17 protein-coding genes are annotated in these 21,823 nt (G+C 61.7%); 8 read left to right on the top strand and 9 right to left on the bottom strand.

Annotated features, from left to right (window positions below; translation table 11 throughout):
• Positions 1 to 31: 31 nt before the first annotated feature.
• The 3 genes from JOE32_RS10490 to JOE32_RS10480 are packed head-to-tail and all read right to left on the bottom strand — an operon-like array spanning position 32 to position 3,092.
• Complete coding sequence (locus JOE32_RS10490) at positions 32 to 1,018, bottom strand: alpha-L-glutamate ligase-like protein (RefSeq protein WP_209983793.1); 987 nt, start codon at positions 1,016 to 1,018, stop codon at positions 32 to 34.
• Entirely contained in the window at positions 1,018 to 2,550 is a 1,533-nt protein-coding gene (locus tag JOE32_RS10485) for an inactive transglutaminase family protein (RefSeq protein WP_209983791.1), read from the bottom strand. Before JOE32_RS10485 ends, JOE32_RS10490 begins: the two co-directional genes overlap by 1 nt.
• Positions 2,551 to 2,555: 5 nt before the next feature.
• Entirely contained in the window at positions 2,556 to 3,092 is a 537-nt protein-coding gene (locus JOE32_RS10480) for an ATP-dependent zinc protease (RefSeq protein WP_209983789.1), read from the bottom strand.
• Between the two features lie 271 nt (positions 3,093 to 3,363).
• On the opposite strand from JOE32_RS10480, the gene JOE32_RS10475 reads away from it, so the two are divergent.
• The 6 genes from JOE32_RS10475 to JOE32_RS10450 all read left to right on the top strand — a co-directional run bounded on the left by JOE32_RS10475 (position 3,364) and on the right by JOE32_RS10450 (position 11,278).
• The gene (locus JOE32_RS10475) at positions 3,364 to 4,077 is read left to right on the top strand and encodes a GntR family transcriptional regulator (RefSeq protein ID WP_209983788.1); all 714 of its coding nucleotides are present in this window, start codon (positions 3,364 to 3,366) and stop codon (positions 4,075 to 4,077) included.
• Positions 4,074 to 4,967, top strand: a complete 894-nt coding sequence (gene prpB / locus JOE32_RS10470; RefSeq protein WP_209983786.1) for a methylisocitrate lyase — start codon at positions 4,074 to 4,076, stop codon at positions 4,965 to 4,967. The genes JOE32_RS10475 and prpB overlap by 4 nt, the downstream gene beginning before the upstream one ends.
• Positions 4,968 to 5,009: 42 nt before the next feature.
• Positions 5,010 to 6,137 carry a 2-methylcitrate synthase gene (gene prpC / locus JOE32_RS10465; protein ID WP_209983783.1) on the top strand — a complete coding sequence of 376 codons (1,128 nt, stop codon included), beginning with the start codon at positions 5,010 to 5,012 and terminating at the stop codon, positions 6,135 to 6,137.
• 124 nt (positions 6,138 to 6,261) lie between these two features.
• Positions 6,262 to 8,856 carry a Fe/S-dependent 2-methylisocitrate dehydratase AcnD gene (acnD, locus tag JOE32_RS10460; RefSeq protein WP_209983781.1) on the top strand — a complete coding sequence of 865 codons (2,595 nt, stop codon included), beginning with the start codon at positions 6,262 to 6,264 and terminating at the stop codon, positions 8,854 to 8,856.
• Between the two features lie 10 nt (positions 8,857 to 8,866).
• Positions 8,867 to 10,057, top strand: a complete 1,191-nt coding sequence (prpF, locus tag JOE32_RS10455) for a 2-methylaconitate cis-trans isomerase PrpF (protein WP_209983779.1) — start codon at positions 8,867 to 8,869, stop codon at positions 10,055 to 10,057.
• Positions 10,058 to 10,348: 291 nt separating this feature from the next.
• The gene (locus JOE32_RS10450; RefSeq protein WP_231421443.1) at positions 10,349 to 11,278 is read left to right on the top strand and encodes a hypothetical protein; all 930 of its coding nucleotides are present in this window, start codon (positions 10,349 to 10,351) and stop codon (positions 11,276 to 11,278) included.
• A 65-nt stretch (positions 11,279 to 11,343) separates the two neighbouring features.
• Here the strand turns inward: JOE32_RS10450 and JOE32_RS10445 are convergent, their stop codons facing one another.
• Genes JOE32_RS10445 through JOE32_RS10425 form a run of 5 tightly spaced genes read right to left on the bottom strand, consistent with a single transcriptional unit; the run spans position 11,344 to position 16,817 of the window.
• Positions 11,344 to 12,072, bottom strand: a complete 729-nt coding sequence (locus tag JOE32_RS10445) for an alanyl-tRNA editing protein (protein ID WP_209983777.1) — start codon at positions 12,070 to 12,072, stop codon at positions 11,344 to 11,346.
• A gap of 2 nt (positions 12,073 to 12,074) precedes the next feature.
• The gene (locus JOE32_RS10440; RefSeq protein ID WP_209983776.1) at positions 12,075 to 13,067 is read right to left on the bottom strand and encodes a serine O-acetyltransferase; all 993 of its coding nucleotides are present in this window, start codon (positions 13,065 to 13,067) and stop codon (positions 12,075 to 12,077) included.
• Between the two features lie 37 nt (positions 13,068 to 13,104).
• Positions 13,105 to 14,019, bottom strand: a complete 915-nt coding sequence (locus JOE32_RS10435) for a PLP-dependent cysteine synthase family protein (RefSeq protein ID WP_209983774.1) — start codon at positions 14,017 to 14,019, stop codon at positions 13,105 to 13,107.
• Positions 14,020 to 14,034: 15 nt separating this feature from the next.
• Positions 14,035 to 15,897 (bottom strand): molybdopterin-synthase adenylyltransferase MoeB, encoded by a 1,863-nt coding sequence (gene moeB / locus JOE32_RS10430; RefSeq protein WP_209983772.1) that lies wholly within the window; start codon positions 15,895 to 15,897, stop codon positions 14,035 to 14,037.
• A gap of 26 nt (positions 15,898 to 15,923) precedes the next feature.
• Positions 15,924 to 16,817, bottom strand: a complete 894-nt coding sequence (locus JOE32_RS10425; RefSeq protein ID WP_209990459.1) for an EamA family transporter — start codon at positions 16,815 to 16,817, stop codon at positions 15,924 to 15,926.
• 160 nt (positions 16,818 to 16,977) lie between these two features.
• Between JOE32_RS10425 and JOE32_RS10420 the strand changes: the two genes are divergently transcribed.
• A complete protein-coding gene (locus tag JOE32_RS10420; protein WP_209983770.1) occupies positions 16,978 to 18,402 on the top strand; it encodes a PLP-dependent aminotransferase family protein in 1,425 nt (474 codons plus the stop codon).
• A 34-nt stretch (positions 18,403 to 18,436) separates the two neighbouring features.
• On the opposite strand, the gene JOE32_RS10415 is transcribed toward JOE32_RS10420, so the two are convergent.
• The gene (locus JOE32_RS10415; protein WP_003230310.1) at positions 18,437 to 19,255 is read right to left on the bottom strand and encodes a pyruvate, water dikinase regulatory protein; all 819 of its coding nucleotides are present in this window, start codon (positions 19,253 to 19,255) and stop codon (positions 18,437 to 18,439) included.
• A 179-nt stretch (positions 19,256 to 19,434) separates the two neighbouring features.
• Here JOE32_RS10415 and ppsA point away from each other — a divergent pair, with 179 nt between their 5' ends.
• The gene (gene ppsA / locus JOE32_RS10410) at positions 19,435 to 21,810 is read left to right on the top strand and encodes a phosphoenolpyruvate synthase (RefSeq protein ID WP_057009261.1); all 2,376 of its coding nucleotides are present in this window, start codon (positions 19,435 to 19,437) and stop codon (positions 21,808 to 21,810) included.
• Positions 21,811 to 21,823 lie beyond the last annotated feature (13 nt).

Below are 21,823 nucleotides of genomic sequence, written 5' to 3'. Positions count from 1 at the left end.
GAGCAAGCCTCCTCCCACATTGTGTTGGCGGTCAGCCTTCCACGGGCGGAATATGCCCGAACATCTCCTGCACAAACCTCACCCGTTCTTCCGGCGTTTCCGTCACGCCATCGGCTTTCAGGGTTTCCAGCTGCGCTTCCACGGCATGGGTGCGCAGGGTCAAACCGCAATCGTTGGCGATCTGGATGTTCAATCCCGGCCGCGCATTCAGCTCCAGGATCAGCGGGCCTTTCTCCTGATCCAGCACCATGTCCACACCGATGTAGCCCAGCCCGCACAGCTCATAGCAGCCGGCCGCGAGCTTCATGAAACCGTCCCAATTGGGCAACTGCACGCCGTCCACGGCGTTGGTGGTGTCGGGGTGCTTGGTGATGATGCTGTTTAGCCAGGTGCCGCGCAGGGTCAGGCCAGTGGCCAGGTCCACGCCCACGCCGATTGCACCCTGGTGCAGGTTGGCCTTGCCGCCGGACTGACGGGTCGGCAGGCGCAGCATGGCCATCACCGGGTAGCCCATCAGCACGATGATGCGGATGTCCGGCACGCCTTCGTAGCTGATGCTCTTGAAGATCTGGTCAGGCACCACGCGGTATTCGATCAGCGCGCGGTCGCGGTGGCCGCCCAGGGAATACAGGCCGGTGAGGATGCTGGAAATCTGGTGTTCGATTTCTTCATGGCTGATGATCTTGCCCGACACTGTGCGATAGCGCCCCTCAAAACGGTCTGCCACCACCAGGATGCCGTCACCGCCGGCGCCCTGGGCCGGTTTGATCACGAAGTCACTGCGCCCGCCGATGATCTCGTCGAGCTTGTCGATGCCTTTTTCGGTGGAAATCACCCCGTACATCTCCGGCACATGCAGGCCGGCGGCCATCGCACGCTCCTTGGTAATGATCTTGTCATCCACCAGCGGATACAGGCTGCGCTTGTTGTACTTGAGCACGTAGTCGGCGTTGCGCCGGTTGATGCCCATGATCCCGCGCGCTTCGAGGGCCTTCCAGGTCTTCCAGAAACCGAACATTACTGGTCAGCCTTCAGGAAGGCCTTGAAACGCACCAGTTCGGTCAGGCGGTAGCCGCGATAACGACCCATGGCCAGCATGAAGCCCACCAGAATCAATAGGATCGCCGGGAAGGTGAACACGAAGTAGATCAACTCCGGCACGCTCATGATGATGTGCGCCAGCGATGCCGCGAACAGCGTGCCGATCGCCACTTTCAGTGCGTGGTTGGCGCCGCGCTCTTCCCAGGTGATCGACAGGCGTTCGATGGTCATGGTCAGGATCACCATCGGGAACAGCGCCACCGACAGCCCGCGCTCCAGCCCCAGCTTGTGGCTGAACAGGCTGATGGCTGCGATCAGCACCACCACGAAGGTGAGCACCACCGACAGCCTGGGCAGCATTTGCAGCTTCAGGTGTTCCAGGTAGGAGCGCAACGACAGTCCCAGCGCGGTGATAATCGTGAACAGCACAATCCCGAAGCCCAGCTGCGTCTCGCGGAACGCCAGGGCGATCAGCACCGGCGTGAAGGTGCCCAGGGTCTGCAGGCCGATCAGGTTGCGCAGGATCAGGATCACCAGCACGCCAATCGGGATCATCACCATGATCATGAACGTCTGCTGGGTCTGCAACGGCAGGCCGTACAGCGAGTATTCAAGGAAGTTGGCGTCGGTGTTCTCGTCCGTCAGCTTGGCCAGGCGAATCGCGTTCATCTCGCTGTTGTTCAGGCTGAAGGTCACCATGGCTTTCTTGCCACCGTCCACGGTGATCAGGTTTTCATCGCCGGTCCACCACAGCAGGCGGTCGGCGGGCAGGCCCTGTTCGCCGGTTTCCGGGTTGAAATACAGCCAGTCGTTACCGTTGAAGCTGCGCAGCCACAGTTCCGGGCTTTGCGGCTGGTCGGCGACCAGGCGAATGGTGTGGACCTTTTCCACCGGCACATGGGCGATGGACAGCAGCAGCTCGACGATCTTGGCCTTGTGCGCGGTGGACGGGTCGCCCGCCAGCAGCAGTTTCACGTTGTCGTCGCTGAGGTTGTTGGTGCGCTTGATCGCTTCGGTGATGAAGGTCTCGACGTCGGCCGAGTGCTGACGGATCGGCGCCAGCAGGGCTTCAGCGGCGATTTTTTCCGGGCCTTCCACGGCGATGCTGTCGCGGAAGGTCGGGCCCTTGACCTTGATCTTCTCACCGCTGTAACGCTTGGTCAGCACCAGGCGGTAATACAGGGTCTGGTTGCCCTTGGCGCGGCGTGCCGACCAGGTGACCTTGCGATTGCCATCGGTGCGGTTGACGCTGACCCCGTAGTTGTTCGAGATAAAGCTCTCGTTAAGGCTCACGAAGTCGCGGCTCAGGGGCGGCACGAACATCTGGATCTTCACCGGGTCTTTCGGATTGGCGACAAACTCGACCTTGGCGTCGATGTTCCACAGATCGTCGGTGGCATCCTCGGTAACAGGAATGCCCAGCACGAAGATCTGGTAGCAGGTGACCGAAATACCCAGCACCACCAGGATGGTGATGAGAATTTTCAGGTGCAGGGTCAGAGAGCGCATTCGGTTTACTCGGCGGTATGAGCGTCGGCGGCGCAGGCAGGCTTGCCCGCTGCGTATTTAAGACTGGGGTCGACCAGCGCATCAAAGCGCTTCAGCGCTTCGGAGCCGATCAACAGCGGGTATTGGAAGGCACTTCGGTCAGTCAAGTTCACTTCTATGCTGCGTAAAGCGTTGCCCATGCAGATATTCAGGGCAATCACCGGACGGGCGGTGTAGTTCTTGTCTTCATCGGGGTCGTAGTCACCGGCGCGGCGCTTGATCTTGCTGACGCGGGCCAGGGGCCGTTCGATGGGGTGGGAATGGGCGGTGTCGATCGCCAGGTAGAAGCGCACCCAGGATTCGCCGTTGCGCTTGAAGCGCTTTATATCGCGGGCGCTGAGGGAGGCGGTCTTGGCGCCCGTGTCCAGTTTGGCGGCCACTTCGAGGTCGATTCCGGCCAATTGCGCGTATTCGTTGAGGCCATACACGGTCTTCTCGGCAGCGACGCCAAAGCCCGGTACGGCCAGCAGGCACATCAATAAAAGGAAGGGCTTGAGTCTCATAGATCCTGAGGCGTGCAGTGCGATGTTCGATTCAAGGCGACTGGCATTGCTGCGCAAACTCCCTCGTGCGCCGTTTCATCCAATGATGTCAGGCAAAAGCGGCGGGCATTCTAACATGATGCTTTTTTGGCGCCAGCGCTGGCAGGCGGCCATGTCTGCTTGGAGCTCGTCGGAGGTTATTAGACGATTGTCGACAATATGGATTTATTCTTTGACTAATAGGGGTTGATTGGCTAGTTTTTGCCACATTGCTTTTAAAGGTGTCGACAATATGCTGGATCAGCTGCAAGCCCCGGTGCCGGCGCAGGACGATTCCCAGACCATGTCCGAGAACGTGTTCCGGCGTATCCAGGCCGCCATCGTCAAGGGCGAGATTGCCCCCGGCAGCAAGATCTCCGAGCCGGAGCTGGCGCGTACCTACGGCATCAGTCGCGGTCCGCTGCGTGAAGCGATCCACCGCCTTGAAGGCCAGCGCCTGCTGGTGCGGGTGCCTCACGTCGGCGCGCGAGTGGTGTCCTTGAGCCACGCCGAGCTGGTCGAGCTCTATGAAATCCGTGAGTCCCTTGAAGGCATGGCCTGCCGCCTCGCCGCCGAGCGCATGACCGACGCCGAGATCGAAGAACTGCGCCAGGTGCTGCACACCCATGAGCGCGACGAAGCGTTTCAGGCCGGCCTGGGCTACTACCAGCAGGAAGGCGACTTCGATTTTCATTACCGGATAATTCAAGGTGCCGGTAACCGCACCCTGACCCAAATGCTCTGCGGCGAGCTGTATCAATTGGTGCGCATGTACCGCATCCAGTTTTCCGCCACGCCCAATCGTCCACGCCAGGCCTTTGCCGAGCATCACCGCATTCTCGACGCGATTGCCGAGCGCGACGGTGAACTGGCCGAACTGCTGATGCGCCGCCATATCGGCGCTTCCAAACGCAACATTGCCCGTCACTTTCCCGACGGTTGCGCCCAATCACGAGGTGAGTCATGAGTTCCCACAATAAGCGTACGCCGGGCCAGCGTTTCCGTGACGCCGTCGCCAGCGAGCATCCCTTGCAGGTGGTCGGCGCGATCAACGCCAACCACGCCCTGCTGGCCAAGCGCGCCGGTTTCAAGGCGATCTACCTGTCGGGCGGCGGCGTCGCAGCGGGCTCCCTGGGGGTGCCGGACCTGGGCATCACCGGCCTGGACGACGTGCTCACCGATGTGCGCCGCATCACCGACGTGTGCGACCTGCCGCTGCTGGTGGATGTGGACACCGGTTTCGGCTCTTCGGCGTTCAACGTGGCGCGCACCGTCAAGTCGATGATCAAGTTCGGCGCCGCAGCCATTCATATCGAGGACCAGGTCGGCGCCAAGCGCTGCGGCCATCGTCCCAACAAGGAAATCGTGTCCCAGCAGGAAATGGTCGACCGCATCAAGGCCGCCGTGGACGCGCGCACCGATGACAGCTTCGTGATCATGGCGCGCACCGACGCCCTGGCCGTCGAGGGGCTGGAGTCTGCCCTGGAACGCGCGGCCGCGTGCATCGAGGCCGGTGCCGACATGGTGTTCCCGGAAGCCATCACTGAACTGGACATGTACAAACTGTTCGCTGCCCGCGTCAAAGCGCCGATCCTGGCCAACATCACCGAATTCGGCTCGACGCCGCTGTACACCACCGAACAGTTGAAATCTGCGGATGTTTCCCTGGTGCTGTACCCGCTTTCGGCCTTTCGCGCCATGAACAAGGCCGCCGAGAACGTCTACACCGCGATCCGTCGCGACGGCACCCAACAGAACGTGATCGACACCATGCAGACGCGCATGGAGCTTTACGACCGTATCGACTACCACACCTTCGAACAGAAGCTCGACGCGCTGTTCGCCGCCAAAAAATAAACCTTGTGGCTCCCTGAACAACGACAAAATTGGAGAAACACCATGGCTGAAGCAAAAGTATTGAGTGGCGCCGGCCTGCGTGGCCAGGTGGCCGGGCAGACTGCGCTGTCCACCGTGGGCCAGGCCGGCGCCGGTCTTACCTACCGTGGCTACGATGTGCGTGAACTGGCCGCCGACGCGCAGTTTGAAGAAGTTGCCTATCTGCTGCTGTACGGCGAGCTGCCGACCCAGGCCCAACTGGCGGACTACAGCAAAAAGCTCGGCACGTTGCGCGACCTGCCGCAAGCCTTGAAGGAAGTGCTCGAACGCATCCCCGCTGACGCCCACCCGATGGACGTGATGCGCACCGGCTGCTCGTTCCTCGGCAATATCGAGCCGGAAAAAGACTTCAGTGCGCAGCACGATGTCACCGACCGCCTGCTCGCCGCCTTCCCGGCGATCATGTGCTACTGGTACCGCTTTAGTCACGACGGCCAGCGCATCGATTGCGTGACCGACGAACCGAGCATCGGCGGCCACTTCCTGCACCTGCTGCATGGCAGGAAGCCCAGCGACCTGCACGTCAAAGTGATGAACGTGTCGCTGATCCTCTACGCCGAGCACGAATTCAACGCCTCCACCTTCACCGCGCGGGTGTGTGCCTCGACCTTGTCCGACCTGTATTCCTGCGTCACCGCAGCCATCGGCTCGCTGCGTGGCCCGCTGCACGGCGGCGCCAACGAAGCGGCGATGGAAATGATCGAGCGTTTCGGCTCGGCCGCAGAAGCGGTGGAGGGCACCCTCGGCATGCTGGCGCGCAAGGACAAGATCATGGGCTTTGGTCACGCGATCTACAAAGACAGCGACCCGCGCAATGAAGTGATCAAGGGCTGGGCGAAAAAGCTGGCTGACGAAGTGGGCGATACTGTGCTGTTCCCGGTTTCCGAAGCCATCGACAAAACCATGTGGGAACAGAAAAAACTGTTCCCCAACGCCGACTTCTACCACGCCTCGGCATATCACTTCATGGGCATCCCGACCAAGCTGTTCACCCCGATCTTTGTCTGCTCACGCCTCACCGGCTGGGCGGCCCATGTGTTCGAACAGCGCGCCAACAACCGCATCATCCGTCCAAGCGCCGAGTACACCGGCGTCGAGCAGCGCAAGTTCGTGGCAATCGAACGTCGCTGAAGACCGTCGATCCCGAATTGGCAATCGGATCCCATGTGGGAGGGGGCAAGCCCCCTCCCACATGGGATCGCGTTCCAGTTCGAGCTCCGGCTTCCTTTGCAATCACCGTGACCGAGTTCTGACGATGAACACTGAATTTCGCAAACCGCTCCCCGGTAGCCGGCTGGATTACTTCGACACCCGCGCGGCCGTCGAAGCCATCACCCCCGGCGCCTACGCCACCTTGCCCTACACCTCCCGCGTACTGGCCGAAAACCTGGTGCGCCGCTGCGATCCGGCCACCCTCGATGCGTCCCTGCGCCAGTTGATCGAGCGCAAGCGCGATCTCGACTTCCCATGGTTTCCGGCCCGCGTGGTGTGCCATGACATCCTCGGCCAGACCGCGCTGGTCGACCTCGCCGGCCTGCGTGACGCGATCGCCCTGCAAGGCGGCGACCCGGCACAGGTCAACCCGGTGGTGCCGACGCAGTTGATCGTCGATCACTCCCTGGCCGTCGAAGCCGGCGGTGCCGACCCGGACGCGTTCGAGAAAAACCGCGCCATCGAAGATCGCCGCAACGAAGACCGCTTCCACTTTATCGAGTGGAGCAAAAAAGCCTTCAAGAACGTCGACGTGATCCCGCCGGGCAACGGCATCATGCACCAGATCAACCTGGAGAAAATGTCCCCGGTGATCCAGGTGCGCGACGGCGTGGCCTTCCCGGATACCTGCGTCGGCACCGACAGCCACACCCCGCATGTGGACGCCTTGGGCGTGATCGCCATCGGCGTCGGTGGCCTCGAAGCCGAGAGCGTGATGCTGGGCCGCGCGTCGTGGATGCGCCTGCCGGAAATCATCGGCGTCGAGCTGACCGGCAAGCTGCTGCCGGGCATCACTGCCACCGACATGGTGCTGGCGCTGACCGAGTTTCTGCGCAAGCAAAAAGTGGTCGGTGCATGGCTGGAGTTCTTCGGTGAGGGCGCTTCCAGGCTCACCCTGGGCGACCGCGCGACCATCTCCAACATGGCCCCGGAATACGGCGCCACGGCAGCGATGTTTTACATCGATCCGCAGACCATCGCCTACCTCAAACTCACCGGCCGTGAAGACGAACAGGTCGCCCTGGTCGAACAGTACGCCCGCCACACCGGCCTGTGGGCCGATGACCTGAAGGGCGCGCAATACGAGCGCGGCCTTACGTTCGATCTGTCCAGCGTGGTGCGCAACATGGCCGGCCCGAGCAATCCTCACGCCCGTGTAGCCACCCGTGATCTGGCCTCCAAAGGCATCAGCGGCCAGTGGGACGAAGTACCAGGGCAGATGCCCGACGGCGCGGTGATCATCGCCGCCATCACCAGCTGCACCAACACCAGCAACCCGCGCAACGTCATCGCCGCCGGCCTCCTGGCGCGCAACGCCAACAGGCTGGGGCTGACGCGCAAGCCGTGGGTCAAGTCGTCGCTGGCGCCGGGCTCGAAGACGGTGGCGATGTACCTGGAAGAAGCGGGTTTGGCTGACGAACTGGAAAAACTCGGCTTTGGCGTGGTGGCCTTTGCCTGCACCACCTGCAATGGCATGTCGGGCGCGCTGGACCCGGTGATCCAGCAGGAAATCATCGACCGCGACCTGTACGCCACCGCTGTGTTGTCGGGCAACCGCAACTTCGACGGGCGGATTCACCCGTACGCGAAACAGGCATTCCTGGCTTCGCCACCGCTGGTGGTGGCCTACGCGATTGCCGGCACCATCCGTTTCGACATCGAAAAGGATGTGCTCGGGCTCGACGCGCAGGGCAATGAAATCCGCCTGCAGGACCTCTGGCCCAGCGACGAAGAGATCGATGCGGTGGTCAAGGCCTCGGTCAAGCCGGAGCAGTTCCGCGCGGTGTATATCCCGATGTTCGCGATTCACGAAGACACCGGCCCCAAGGTGGCGCCACTGTACGACTGGCGCCCGCAAAGCACCTATATTCGCCGTCCGCCGTATTGGGAAGGCGCGCTGGCCGGGGCGCGGCCGCTCAAGGGCATGCGCCCGCTGGCGGTGCTGCCGGACAACATCACCACCGATCACCTGTCGCCGTCCAACGCCATCATGCTCGACAGCGCCGCCGGCGAATACCTGGCAAAAATGGGCCTGCCGGAAGTCGACTTCAACTCTTACGCGACCCATCGGGGCGACCACTTGACCGCCCAGCGCGCCACCTTCGCCAACCCGAAACTGTTCAATGAAATGGTGGTGGAAAACGGCAAGGTCAAGCAGGGCTCACTGGCGCGCATCGAGCCCGAGGGCCAGGTCACGCGCATGTGGGAAGCCATCGAAACCTACATGCAGCGCAAGCAGCCGCTGATCATCATCGCCGGCGCCGACTACGGTCAGGGCTCATCCCGCGACTGGGCGGCCAAAGGCGTGCGCCTGGCCGGGGTGGAAGCGATTGCCGCCGAAGGCTTCGAACGCATCCACCGCACCAACCTGGTGGGCATGGGCGTGCTGCCGCTGGAGTTTCTGCCGGGCACCGACCGTCACACCCTGCAGATCGACGGCAGTGAAACCTATGACGTGCTTGGCGCGCGCACTCCGGGTGCGCAGTTGACCCTGGTGATCAATCGTAAAAATGGCGAACGTGTCGACGTGCCGGTGACTTGCCGTCTGGACACCGCCGAAGAAGTATCGATCTACGAGGCGGGCGGCGTGTTGCAGCGTTTTGCCCAGGACTTCCTGGCATCGGCGGCGACCGCCTGAGGGACTGACCATGGCACATGCAGCGCAAATCAGAATCCCCGCCACCTACATGCGTGGCGGTACCAGCAAGGGTGTTTTTTTCAGTCTCCAGGACTTGCCCGTTGCGGCGCAGGTGCCCGGCGCCGCACGCGATGCCCTGCTGTTGCGAGTGATCGGCAGCCCCGACCCCTATGACAAGCAGATCGATGGCATGGGCGGTGCGACGTCCAGCACCAGCAAAACCGTGATCCTGTCCAGGAGCAGCCGCGCCGAGCATGACGTGGACTACCTGTTCGGCCAGGTCGCCATCGACAAACCCTTCGTCGACTGGAGCGGCAATTGCGGCAACCTGTCGGCGGCGGTCGGTGCGTTCGCCATCAGCGCCGGGCTGGTCGATGCCGCGCGCATACCGCACAACGGCGTCGCCGTCGTGCGCGTGTGGCAGGCCAATATCGGCAAGACCATCATCGCCCACGTGCCGATCACCGACGGCGCGGTGCAGGAAACCGGCGACTTTGAACTGGACGGCGTGACCTTCCCGGCCGCCGAAGTGCAACTGGAGTTCATCGACCCGGCGGCGGAAGAGGAGGGCGGTGGTGGTGCGATGTTCCCCACCGGCAACCTCGTCGACGAGCTGCAAGTGCCCGGCGTGGGGACCTTCAAGGCGACACTGATCAACGCCGGCATCCCGACGATTTTCATCGACGCCGCAGACCTCGGCTATACCGGCACCGAACTGCAAGGTGCGATCAACGGCGACCCCAAGGCCCTGGCGATGTTCGAGACCGTGCGCGCCCACGGCGCGTTGCGCATGGGCCTGATCAGCCACCTGGACGAAGCCGCCCAGCGCCAGCACACGCCGAAAGTCGCGTTCGTGGCGACGCCTGCGGATTATGTGGCGTCCAGCGGCAAGTCGATCAAGGCCGCCGACGTGGACCTGCTGGTGCGCGCGCTGTCCATGGGCAAGTTGCACCACGCCATGATGGGCACGGCGGCAGTGGCGATTGGCACCGCGGCGGCGATTCCCGGAACCCTGGTCAACCTGGCGGCAGGTGGCGTGGAGCGCAGCGCGGTGCGCTTCGGGCACCCCTCCGGCATCCTGCGCGTGGGCGCCGAGGCCAGCCAGGTGAACGGTGAATGGGTGGTCAAAAAAGCCATCATGAGCCGCAGTGCGCGGGTGCTGATGGAGGGCTTCGTGCGCATCCCAGGCGACGCGTTCTAGAGCCAATTTCGTCCCGAAAACTGCCGACTCCCCCTGTGGGAGCGGCTTGCCCGCGAACGCGCCGGGTCAGCCAACATCAATGGTTGCTGGACTACCGCCTTCGCGGGCAAGCCAGCTCCCACATTTGATCTTCGTTGCCTTGAGCAGCCTGTTTTTTACTCGAAACAGGTTGCTACTTACGACTCCTGAACAGTACGGAACTTCTTCCGGGATAAACACCAATCAGGTAGCCATAAGACTTGCTCGAGCAGGCCTTGTGAACACCCACTACCTGAATCTTGGAAGGTACCTATGACCAGCGTAAATACTCAGTCACAAACGCCTTATACCGTCGGCTACGAAATGTCCCCCAATCCGGCGCCCATCCGTCGTGAGCACAGCGCTGAGGCCGCTGAATATTTGGCTGCTCCCCAGGATTCGACGCCGCCCCGTAGCGCCATGACGGCCCGGCAGCGCGGCCCATTTTCGGGTCACAGTGCACTGGTCAACACCGAGCAGGTGAAAGCCGCTGAACCAGACCAGGTGACGAAACTGACCCTGCAAAACCAAGCGCTCAATGAGAAATTCAGCGCATTGGTCGCCAGGTTTGAGTCGATGATAAAAGGGCTTCAGCAACAGATTGCCGACCTGACCCAGCAACTTGAACACCCGGAAAAGGCAACTCACCAAACCCCTTTTGATAACGGCAGCCAAGTCAGGAATGCCGCAGTCGAGGGGCAGAACCTCGCTCAGACTCAAGATTCGACTCCCGAGCAACAGACACGCATGCAAGAGTCACCGCAAACGCAGTCGCCGCAGACTCCTGGTCTCGGAGCACTGAGCAGCCAAACCGATCAGTTTTACCAGAAAGTCGATGAGGCACTCAGGAAGCTCGCGGAATTGCTGATGGGACTGAGTCAACAAATTGATGGCTTGTTTCAAAAGATCAGCGGCACGGGTGCCTCCCCCAGCGATACTCCGACCATGCCGGCGGATAGCGACATGACCACTGAGTCGGACAGCATGCAGCCTAAAGTACCCGCCGCCAGGCAAAGCGAAGAAACGCTTCCGGCCACTCAGCCAGCAACGTCTGAGGCCCGCACCATCGAAGAACTGAAGAGACAAAACGAGCAGCTCAACGCCCACCTTGATAACGCGGCACAGGCTTACGAGCAATTCATTGCACAACTTCAGCTGAAAGTTGACAGCTTGAGTCAGCAAGTCATTCAACAAAAGAAATAGGCTCCAGCACCCCGCCCGCCGGTATAGGAGTTACCTCCTGCACTTGGCGGCGTCAGTACCGATATTCATTCGAACCGCAGTATCACCCGACGGTTGTGCTTGCTCTTCTTCTCGATTTTCTCGCAGAACACCCGGCCGATCTCGTCGGTGTTGGCCACATGGGTGCCGCCGCACGGCTGGATATCCACGCCGGCGATGTCGATCACCCGCACCGAGCCCTGAATCACCGGCGGCGCGACTGCCTGGGTACGGGTGATCTGCAGCAGCGTGGCGTATTCCGACGCAGGCATCGACAGCGTTTTTACCTCGTGGGCCTGTTCGATCAGTGCGTTCAGGTCGCGGGTGATGCTGTCCTTGTCCAGGGTCATTTCCGGCAGGTCGAAATCCAGGCGGCCCTTGTCTGCGCTGATGCTGCAGCCGGTCACCGGCGCATCGATGATCGAGCACAGCAGGTGCAGGCAGGTGTGCATCTTCATGTGCAAGTAGCGCCGATCCCAATCAATTTCCGCCTCCACCTGGACGCCGGCGATCAACTGCGCGGGACACTGGTGCACCTGGTGCCAGATGATCGCGCGCGATACCGGGTCGCGCACGGTGCCGATCACGTCGACGCGCGTGCCATCGGTCAGAATGAAGTGGCCGGTATCGCCCGGTTGTCCGCCGCCGGTGGGGTAGAACAGCGTGTGCTCCAGGGCGATGCCGTGTTCGCCGACGGCCCTTACCCGGGCGCTGAACGTGTTCTGGTAGGGCGCGCTGTCGAACAGCGCCAGGGTTTCCATGGAGTGCACAGACATGTTCAACCTCCGACGATCAATGGGCTGGCCTGCAACACCGAGCGCACCATCGCACTCAAGCCCGGCGGGGACAGCAGGGTGATTTCAAACTCCGGCCCGCAGACTTTCAGGTTCAGCGGCAGGCGCGGCAGCGGGTTGTTCGGTTCGGTGCGATGCAGGCGAAATTGCAGGTGGTGGCGCTCCTTCATCGTGGGCTCCAGCATCAGCCCCGGCAACGGATGAAAGTCGGCGTCCAGCACCGTGACCTTGTGCCCGGCGGTGATTTCACCGACCACATGCAAGCGCTCCTCGAGGGCGAATGCGCCGAGGTAGGTGCTGTGCTCGGACGCATCGTTCTTCTGCATCTGGATCTGGTTGACCACCTTGACCTTGGTGCCCGCCGGCACGTCCTGAGTGATCACGCAGGCCGGGCTGATAAACACATTGTCGCCAATCAGCACGTAGCCCAGCACCCGTGCGCCGGAGCCGATCTCGACGTTATTGCCCAGGCGCGGGTGGCGCTTGCCGTCGGGGTTGTTGGCGATGCCGCGCGCGCCAAGTGTCACGCCACAGAGGATGTAGCAGTCGTTGCCGATTTCGCAGGTTTCGCCGATCACCGTGCCGTAGCCGTGGTCGAGCACAAACCGCCGGCCGATGCGTGCCGCCGGGTGAATGTCGGCGCCGGAGAGCATCTTGCCCTGGTTGCTCAACTGCGAGGCGATGTGCGCAAACGCCTCATCCGTCTGGTCCGGGAAATTCCACACACGGTGCGCGAGCCGGTAGTACAGCACCGCCTTGAACGAGGCGTAGGACTCCAGGATCAACTCGCCGCGCCCGCGTGAAGCCGGGTCGCGGCTGGCGTAGGCGATCAGGTCTTCGGCCACCGCCTGCGCCGCGTCCTGGATCAATGGCGCCAGGTGCGGTTCCAGCTGCTTCATCTGCGCCGGCGTGAGCGTCTTGATGAGGTGCGTGAGCAGCTCATCGTGCAGCAGTTGCATGTCGATAAAGCCCCCCATGGAGCCACCTCCGCAGTCTGGATAGTTGGAAGGCCGGTTACTCGAAGTTGGGCAGGTAGCTGTCGGCATTGTCGTAGACCAGGGTCAGCACCACCGTTTCAGGCGGCAGTTCGGGGGCGAGTTGGGCGATGGCGACCAGATTGGCGGCCGAGGACAGGCCCAGGCTGATGGCGTCGGTGCGCATGATGCGTTTGATCATGTCGACGCACGCCCGGTGCGAGACCTTGAGCATGCCGTCGATCACGTCCAGGTTGAGGATGCTCGGGATCAGGCCGATCGACAGGCCCTGAATGTCGTGCGGCGCATGCCGGTCCTTGAGCAGGTCACATTCTTCGGGCTCCACGCCCATCACGCGCAGGCCCGGCCAGGCGGCCTTGAGGGTTTCGCCGATGCCGGTGATATGGCCGCCGGTGCCGATGCCGCTGACGAAATAGTCCGCACGCAGCTCACCGAAGTCGCGCAGGATCTCCGGCGCGGTGGTGTCGCGATGGGTCTGCGGGTTGGCGCCGTTGCGTTGCTGGTTAAGCATCACGTAGTTGGGGTTTTCCAACTGCAACTCCATGCATTTCTCGCCGTGGGAGTTGTTGCCCAGGCGGCTGTCCGACAACACCACCCTGGCGCCGTAAAGGCGCAGCAGTTTCTGTTTTTCCGGGCTGTAGTTGTCGGGAATCACCAGCACCACTTTGTAGCCCAGCACATTGGCGGCCATCACCAGGCCGATGCCGGTATTGCCGCCGCTGGGTTCGATCAGGGTTTGCCCGGAATCACGGATCAGCACACCACGGCGTTCGGCGTCGAGGATCATGCCCAGGGCGATGCGCGCCTTGTGGCTGCCACCGGGGTTGAGGGATTCGAGCTTGGCGTAGACCTCGATGCCGAGGTCTTCGGAAAACTGCGCCAGGCGCACAGTCGGCGTGTGGCCGATGGCGTCGATAATCGAGTTATGCAACATCGCTCTGCCCCCCGCTCAATACAACGGCATGTCGGGTTCGACGTCGCGCACCCAATGCTTCATGCCGCCCTGCAGCACCCTGGTGTTGGCAAAACCGGCGGCCAGCAGGGTGCTCGCCGCCTGCTCGGCGCGGGTGCCGGCGTAGCAGATCAGGTAATGGGTGTTGTCGCGGCTCAGGCGGCCGAGCTGCGAATCCAGCTCGTCGAGGGGAATGTGCACCACGCCCGGCAGCTTGCACACCTCCAGTTCGCTGGCATCGCGCACATCCACCAGCACATCGGCGCTGTTCGGGTGTTCCAGCACTTGCTTGAGGACGTGCGGCTTGATGTAGCGCTCCTCGGCGAGGCACGGCTGGGGCGCCACGGCGTCGGCGCAAACTGCCGGGGCGACGGTGTGGCTGTGGCGCTGGGCGGAGCAGCACGGGCAATTGGCGCGGCGCTTGAAGCGCACCTCAGTGAATTTCATCGCCAGGGCATCGAAACGCATCAGGCGCCCGGACAACGGCTCGCCAATGCCGATCAGCAGCTTGATCGCCTCGGTGGCCTGGATCATCCCGACCACCCCCGGCAGCACGCCGATCACCCCGCCGGCGCTGCAGTTGGGCGCCAGTTCGGCCGGCGGTGGGCTGGGAAACAGGCAGCGATAGCACGGCCCGCCCTGGTAGTTGAACACGCTGATCTGCCCGTCGAAGCGGTAGATGGCGCCGTACACCAGCGGCTTGTCCAGCTGTACGCAGGCGTCGTTGACCCGATAGCGCGTGTCGAAATTGTCGGTGCCGTCGATCACCAGGTCGTAGGCGCCGACCAGCTCGAGGGCGTTATCGGCATTGAAGGTGGTGTCGTGGGTGTTGATCCGGATATGGCTGTTGAGGTCCTGCAGGCGCTGTTTGGCGGATTCGACCTTGGACATGCCCAGGCTGCTGTTGCCGTGAACGATCTGGCGTTGCAGGTTGCTGCTTTCCACCACATCAAAATCCACCAGGCCCAGGGTGCCGACGCCGGCGGCGGCCAGGTACAGGCTGATGGGCGAGCCCAGGCCTCCCGTGCCGATGATCAGCACCCTGGCCTTTTTCAGCTTCAACTGGCCTTCGCGACCGACGCCGGGCAGGGTGATGTGCCGCACGTAGCGTTGCACTTCTTCATTGCTCAGCGCGTCGACGTCCATGCCGCCGGAAGTGGCGAGCAGCACATCGATATGGGCTTTTTCCGGCAGTGGCTCGTCGGCGTCGATCAAGGCTTCTTCGGCGGTGAACAGAAAATGTTCCTTGAGCTGGTTGTTGTTCTCGTGAAACAAGTGTGCGCGCAGCTGCGGGTGGCGGCTGCACAGGTTTTCCATGACCTCGCGCAATGTCGATCCGGCGCCCTCGAGGGTCGACTCCGGCAACTTGGCCACGCGAACCAGAATGTCGGGGAAAGAGACAGCGTTCATGGACAGCTCCGCATGCAGGTCGTTGAAAGGGGTGAGGGCGAAATGCTTGCCATCCCAGGCAAACAGCTTGGAACCCTGGGCCTGGCCCTGACGGACGTCGACCACCAGATAACTGACCGGGTGGATCGGTTCGCCCATGAACAGCGCCTTGTCCTGGTCTTCATCGCTGAAATAGGCGCCGACATCCGGGTGCGAGTGGTAGATCACCACCACCGGGTTATCGCTGCGCAACGCCTTGTTCAGCAGCAGGGTGTCGGCCACGGCAAAGGTGTAGCCATTGGCCGCGCTGCGTGGGTACATCTCGGGGTTTTTGCGGTGCAGTTCGTTCTGGATATTGCAGCCCGGGTACACGCTGCCATCGGCGAAGACGAAACCGCAGCACTCTTCGGGGTAGCAGCGGCCGGCGTGGGCGTAGATTTGTTCCAGGGCGGTGGGACGAAGGACATCCATGTTGCTCTCGCGTCGTGGTGGGCGGCTCAATTTTTCTTGGCCAGGAATTTTTCGATGGGCAGCTTGGTGATCGCAAAACCGGCCAGCAGGACTGCCGAGTAGAGCATCAGGTCACGGGACAGCGCCACGCCCTCGTACCAGGCGCCGATGATCACCGCGAACACCGGGAAGATAATGAACACGAACGACAGGATGATCGGGCTCAGGCGCTTGAGCAGCATGAAGTACACGATGAAACCGCCCACCGATGCCACCAGCCCCAGGTAGAACAGCGCGCTCCAGGAGCGCAGGGTGATGTCTTCGAACGTCGGCGTTTCAAACCACAAGCCGGCCACGAACAGCATCAGGCCGGCAATCCCGATGGGCAGGGTGTTGTAGGTGATCACGCTGATGGCGCTGCCTTTTTGCTTGGTAATCACATAGCACAACGCATGCATGATCGCGGCGCCGAGGATCGCCAGCACCCCGAAGAACTCGGCGTGGTCCAGGTGCAGGCCCTGGCTGCGGATGATCATGTAGAGACTGCCGAAACCGATTCCAATGCCGACCACCTGGGAAAAGTAGATGCGCTCGCGCAAAAACAGCGCGGAAAAAATCAGGATGAACACCGGCATGCAGCTGAACAGCAGGGCGGTGAGGCCCGACGAGACATGCATCTCGCCGTAGTTGAGCAGGTAATACGGAATACTGAAGTAGGACAATGTCACGAATACGAAAAACCAGCGGCTCTCCCGAGGAAACAGGATCGGCTCGCGGCGCACCCTGGCAAAACACAGGAACAGCGGGAATGCGATCAGAAAGCGCAGGCCGGCGGACGTTAGCGGTGGCACGCTTTCCACCGCGATCTTGATACCCAGCCACGTGGTCCCCCAACTCAGGCACACGATAAGAAACATCACACTGGTGACCAGGCCGGGCAACCACTGTTTGGGTGTTTTGGTTTTGGCGGTGTTTTCGAGAACAGCAGACATTGGCATCGTTTATTGCTTCCCTGAGCCGACATTGAACTCTATATTGAGCGTGTAACAAGCGGTAAAAATCGGCGATTGAACCCGTAAAAGCACACTATTAGGGCGAAAGATGACTGTCAAAACAAATATTGACATGGTGTCAATTATGCGTGAGGGGTTGTCCAACGGACAGGGTGTCAAGTACAAGCGCCTGTCCGATGTCATGGAGCGGGGCATCCTTGAAGGCTTGATTGAACCGGGACGAAAACTGCCGCCCCATCGGGTGCTTTCGGACAATCTGGGCGTCACCATCGGCACCATCAGCCGCGCCTACGGCGAGCTGGAACGTCTGGGGCTGGTGGTGGCGCGGGTCGGTGACGGCACCTTCGTGCGCAAGCGCGGGATGGAGCGCCAGCGCGATGAAGGCTTTCGCAATGTCAGCGAGGAGCCGCGCCAGTACTTCGACATGAGCCGCAACATGCATATCCCCGGGCAGGAGACGGTGTTCCTGGCACAGAGCTTCCAGACCCTGTCGACCAACGCCAAGTTTCTCCAGGAGATCAGCGCCTACACCCCGGACGCGGGCCTGCCACGCTACCGCGAAGCCGGTGCGCAGTGGTTGGTACAGCGCGATTTCCATCCGATTCCCGAGCAGGTCATCTGCGTGAATGGCGGTCAGCACGGTTTGCTCTGCGCCATGATGGCCCTGCTGCGGGCCGGCGATACGGTGGTCACCGAACAGCTGACTTATCCGGGGTTGATCACGGCGTCACGCATGCTCGGTATCCGCCTGATCGGCCTGGAGATGGATGAGGAGGGTGTGCTGCCGGGCGCGCTGGATGAACTCTGTCGTAATCACCGAATTTCGGCGTTGTACTGCACACCCACGATTCAGAACCCTACGACGTCAGTGTTATCGGTGGCGCGCCGCGAAGCGCTGGCCAGAGTCTGTCGCGAACACAATCTGTTGATTCTTGAGGATGAGGCCCACGGCGTTCTGGTGGAAGACCGGCCGCCGCCTCTCAGCTATTTCGCGCCCGAGCGTACGATTTTGATCAGTAGCCTGAGCAAGGCGGTGTCAGCCGGGTTGCGCGTGGGTTATGTGCATGCGCCGCCCGCGCTGGTCAGCCGCATTTCTGCCGCCTTGCGCTCCACCTGCTGGATGGCCACGCCAGTGACCCTGGAGCTGGCCACCCAGTGGATCGAAAACGGCACGGCGGAATACCTGTTGCGTCAACAGATCAGTGAGATCAGCCGGCGCAAGGCGCTGGTGGAGGATTTGCTGGCTGGCCTGGCTTACCGTACTCACATGAATAGTCCGCACTTCTGGATCGAAGTGCCGGAGCCCTGGCGCGCGTCGGAAATAGAAGCCGAACTCAAACAGAACAATTACCTGATCGCCACCGCAGAAGCCTTTGCGGTGGGGCAGACGGCGGTGCCGCAGTTTATTCGGGCGAGTATCTGTAATACGTCCGGGGATGATCAGTTGTTGCGGACGGGGTTCGATGCGTTGGCAACCGCGCTGGGGCAGGGTGGCGGAAGGTTTCATCTGTAAGGCTGATCAGGCTTTTTGTGGGAGGGGGCGTTGATTACTTGAACCTGCGCTCCACCCCTTTCTCCACCAGAATCTTTGCCGAAATCTCTTCCACCGAGAAATGCGTGGAATTGATATGCGCAATATTCTCGCGCCGGAACAGATTTTCCACTTCACGCACCTCGAACTCGCACTGCGCGTAGCTCGAATAGCGGCTGTTGGGCTTGCGCTCGTTGCGGATGGCGGTCAGGCGGTCCGGGTCGATGGTCAGGCCGAACAGCTTGTGCGAGTGCGCGCGCAGGGCGGCGGGCAGGGTCAGGTGTTCCATGTCGTCTTCGGTCAGCGGGTAGTTGGCCGCGCGGATGCCGAATTGCATGGCCATGTACAGACAGGTTGGCGTCTTGCCGCAACGCGACACGCCCACCAGGATCAGGTCAGCCTTGTCGTAGTAGTGCGTGCGTGCGCCGTCGTCGTTGTCGAGGGCGAAGTTGACCGCCTCGATACGCTCCATATAGTTGGAGTTATGCCCGATGGAGTGGGACTTTCCTACCGAATAGGAGGAGTGTTCGCTCAGCTCCTGCTCCAGCGGCGCGAGGAAGGTGGAGAAGATGTCGATCATGAAACCATTGGAGGTCGCAAGAATCTCACGAATGTCCTGATTGACGATGGTGTCGAAAATGATCGGGCGGCAGCCGTCTTTTTCAGCCGCCAGATTGATTTGTTGTACCATGGCCCGCGCTTTATCCACGCTGTCTATATAAGGCCGGGTGAATTTGGCGAAGGTAATGTTTTCGAACTGCGCGAGCAGGCTTTGGCCCAGGGTTTCGGCAGTAATGCCAGTGCCATCGGAGATAAAGAAAGCAGATCGTTTCATTTGAGCCCTGGGCCTTAAGCTGATGGCGAATCTTGGATATGATAGGCGCGATTTTGCTGTCCCGCAGTGGGCCGCATTCTCACTTATTTTCCAGGCCCAGGCCACAAGCGCTGGCGAATGCTCCTACTGAGCCGTCGGCGTCCATGAGCTTTTCCAACACAGAAAGTGGAGAGATCACCTTGGTAGAGTACGTAGTTTCCCTCGATAAGCTCGGCGTCCATGATGTAGAGCACGTAGGGGGCAAGAACGCATCCCTCGGCGAGATGATCAGTAATCTTGCAGGCGCAGGTGTGTCGGTGCCCGGTGGTTTCGCCACCACGGCCCAGGCGTACCGTGATTTCCTCGAGCTGAGCGGCCTCAACGCTCAGATCCACGCCGCGCTGGACGCTCTGGACGTCGATGACGTCAACGCCCTGGCCAGAACCGGCAGCCAGATCCGCCAATGGATCATGGAGGCCGAGTTCCCTGAAAAGCTCAACGAAGAAATTCGCACCGCCTTCGCCACCCTGTCGGCCGGCAATCCGGACATGGCCGTCGCCGTGCGTTCCTCGGCCACCGCCGAAGACTTGCCCGACGCCTCCTTTGCCGGTCAGCAGGAAACCTTCCTGAATATCCGTGGCGTGGAAAACGTGATCCGCGCGGCCAAGGAAGTGTTTGCCTCGCTGTTCAACGACCGCGCCATTTCCTACCGCGTGCACCAGGGTTTCGACCACAAGCTGGTGGCCCTGTCTGCCGGCGTGCAGCGCATGGTGCGTTCGGAAACCGGCACCGCCGGCGTGATGTTCACCCTCGATACCGAATCGGGCTTCCGTGACGTGGTATTCATCACCGGCGCCTACGGCCTGGGCGAAACCGTCGTACAGGGCGCGGTCAACCCGGACGAATTCTACGTGCACAAGCACACCCTTGAGGCCGGTCGCCCGGCCATCCTGCGCCGTAACCTGGGCAGCAAGGCGATCAAGATGATCTACGGCGACGAGGCCAAGGCCGGTCGTTCGGTCAAGACCGTCGATGTGGACAAAGCCGAGCGCGCGCGCTTCTGCCTGAGCGACGCGGAAGTCAGTGAGCTGGCCAAGCAGGCGATGATCATCGAAAAGCACTACAAGTGCCCGATGGACATCGAGTGGGCCAAGGACGGTGACGACGGCAAGCTGTACATCGTGCAGGCTCGTCCGGAAACCGTGAAGAGCCGCACCTCGGCCAACGTCATGGAACGCTACCTGTTGAAGGAAACCGGCACCGTGCTGGTGGAAGGCCGTGCCATCGGCCAGCGCATCGGCGCGGGCAAGGTGCGGATCATCAAGGACGTGTCCGAGATGGACAAGGTTCAGCCGGGTGACGTGCTGGTCTCCGACATGACCGACCCGGACTGGGAACCGGTGATGAAACGCGCCAGCGCCATCGTCACCAACCGTGGCGGGCGTACCTGCCACGCGGCGATCATCGCCCGTGAGCTGGGCATCCCGGCGGTCGTGGGTTGCGGCAATGCCACCCAACTGTTGAAAGACGGCCAGGGCGTGACCGTGTCCTGCGCTGAAGGCGACACCGGTTTCATCTTCGAAGGCGAGCTGGGCTTCGACATCAAGCAGAACTCCATCGACGCCATGCCCGACCTGCCGTTCAAGATCATGATGAACGTCGGCAACCCGGACCGCGCCTTCGATTTCGCGCAGTTGCCGAACGCCGGTGTGGGCCTGGCCCGCCTGGAGTTCATCATCAACCGCATGATCGGCGTGCACCCCAAGGCCCTGTTGAACTACGACGGGCTGCCGCTGGACATCAAAGAGAGCGTCGACAAGCGCATCGCCGGCTACAACGACCCGGTGGGCTTCTATGTCGACAAGCTGGTGGAAGGCATCAGTACCCTTGCTGCGGCGTTCTACCCGAAAAAGGTGATCGTGCGCCTGTCGGACTTCAAGTCCAACGAGTACGCCAACCTGATCGGCGGCAAGCTCTACGAGCCGGAAGAAGAAAACCCGATGCTGGGCTTCCGTGGTGCCTCGCGTTACATCAGCGAAGCCTTCCGCGACTGCTTCGAGCTCGAATGCCGTGCGCTCAAACGCGTGCGCAATGAGATGGGCCTGACCAACGTCGAAATCATGGTGCCGTTCGTGCGCACCCTGGGCGAGGCGAGCCAGGTGGTCGACCTGCTGGCCGAAAATGGCCTGTCCCGTGGCGAAAACGGCCTGCGCGTGATCATGATGTGCGAGTTGCCGTCCAACGCCATTCTGGCCGAAGAGTTCCTGGAGTTCTTCGACGGATTCTCCATTGGCTCCAACGACCTGACCCAGTTGACCCTGGGCCTGGACCGCGACTCTGGGATCATCGCGCACTTGTTCGACGAGCGTAACCCGGCGGTCAAGAAGCTGCTGGCCAACGCCATCCAGGCCTGTAACAAGGCCGGCAAGTACATCGGCATCTGCGGCCAGGGCCCGTCGGATCACCCGGACCTGGCCAAATGGCTGATGGAACAGGGCATCGAAAGCGTCTCGCTGAACCCTGACTCGGTGCTGGAAACCTGGTTCTTCCTCGCCGAAGGCCAAGCGTCCGCTTAAGATCGCAACGTCA

Origin of the sequence: Pseudomonas sp. PvP025, assembly GCF_017832155.1 — a bacterium.
In the GTDB taxonomy this organism is placed as follows: domain Bacteria; phylum Pseudomonadota; class Gammaproteobacteria; order Pseudomonadales; family Pseudomonadaceae; genus Aquipseudomonas.
This window is presented reverse-complemented; position numbering and strand designations above follow the sequence as displayed.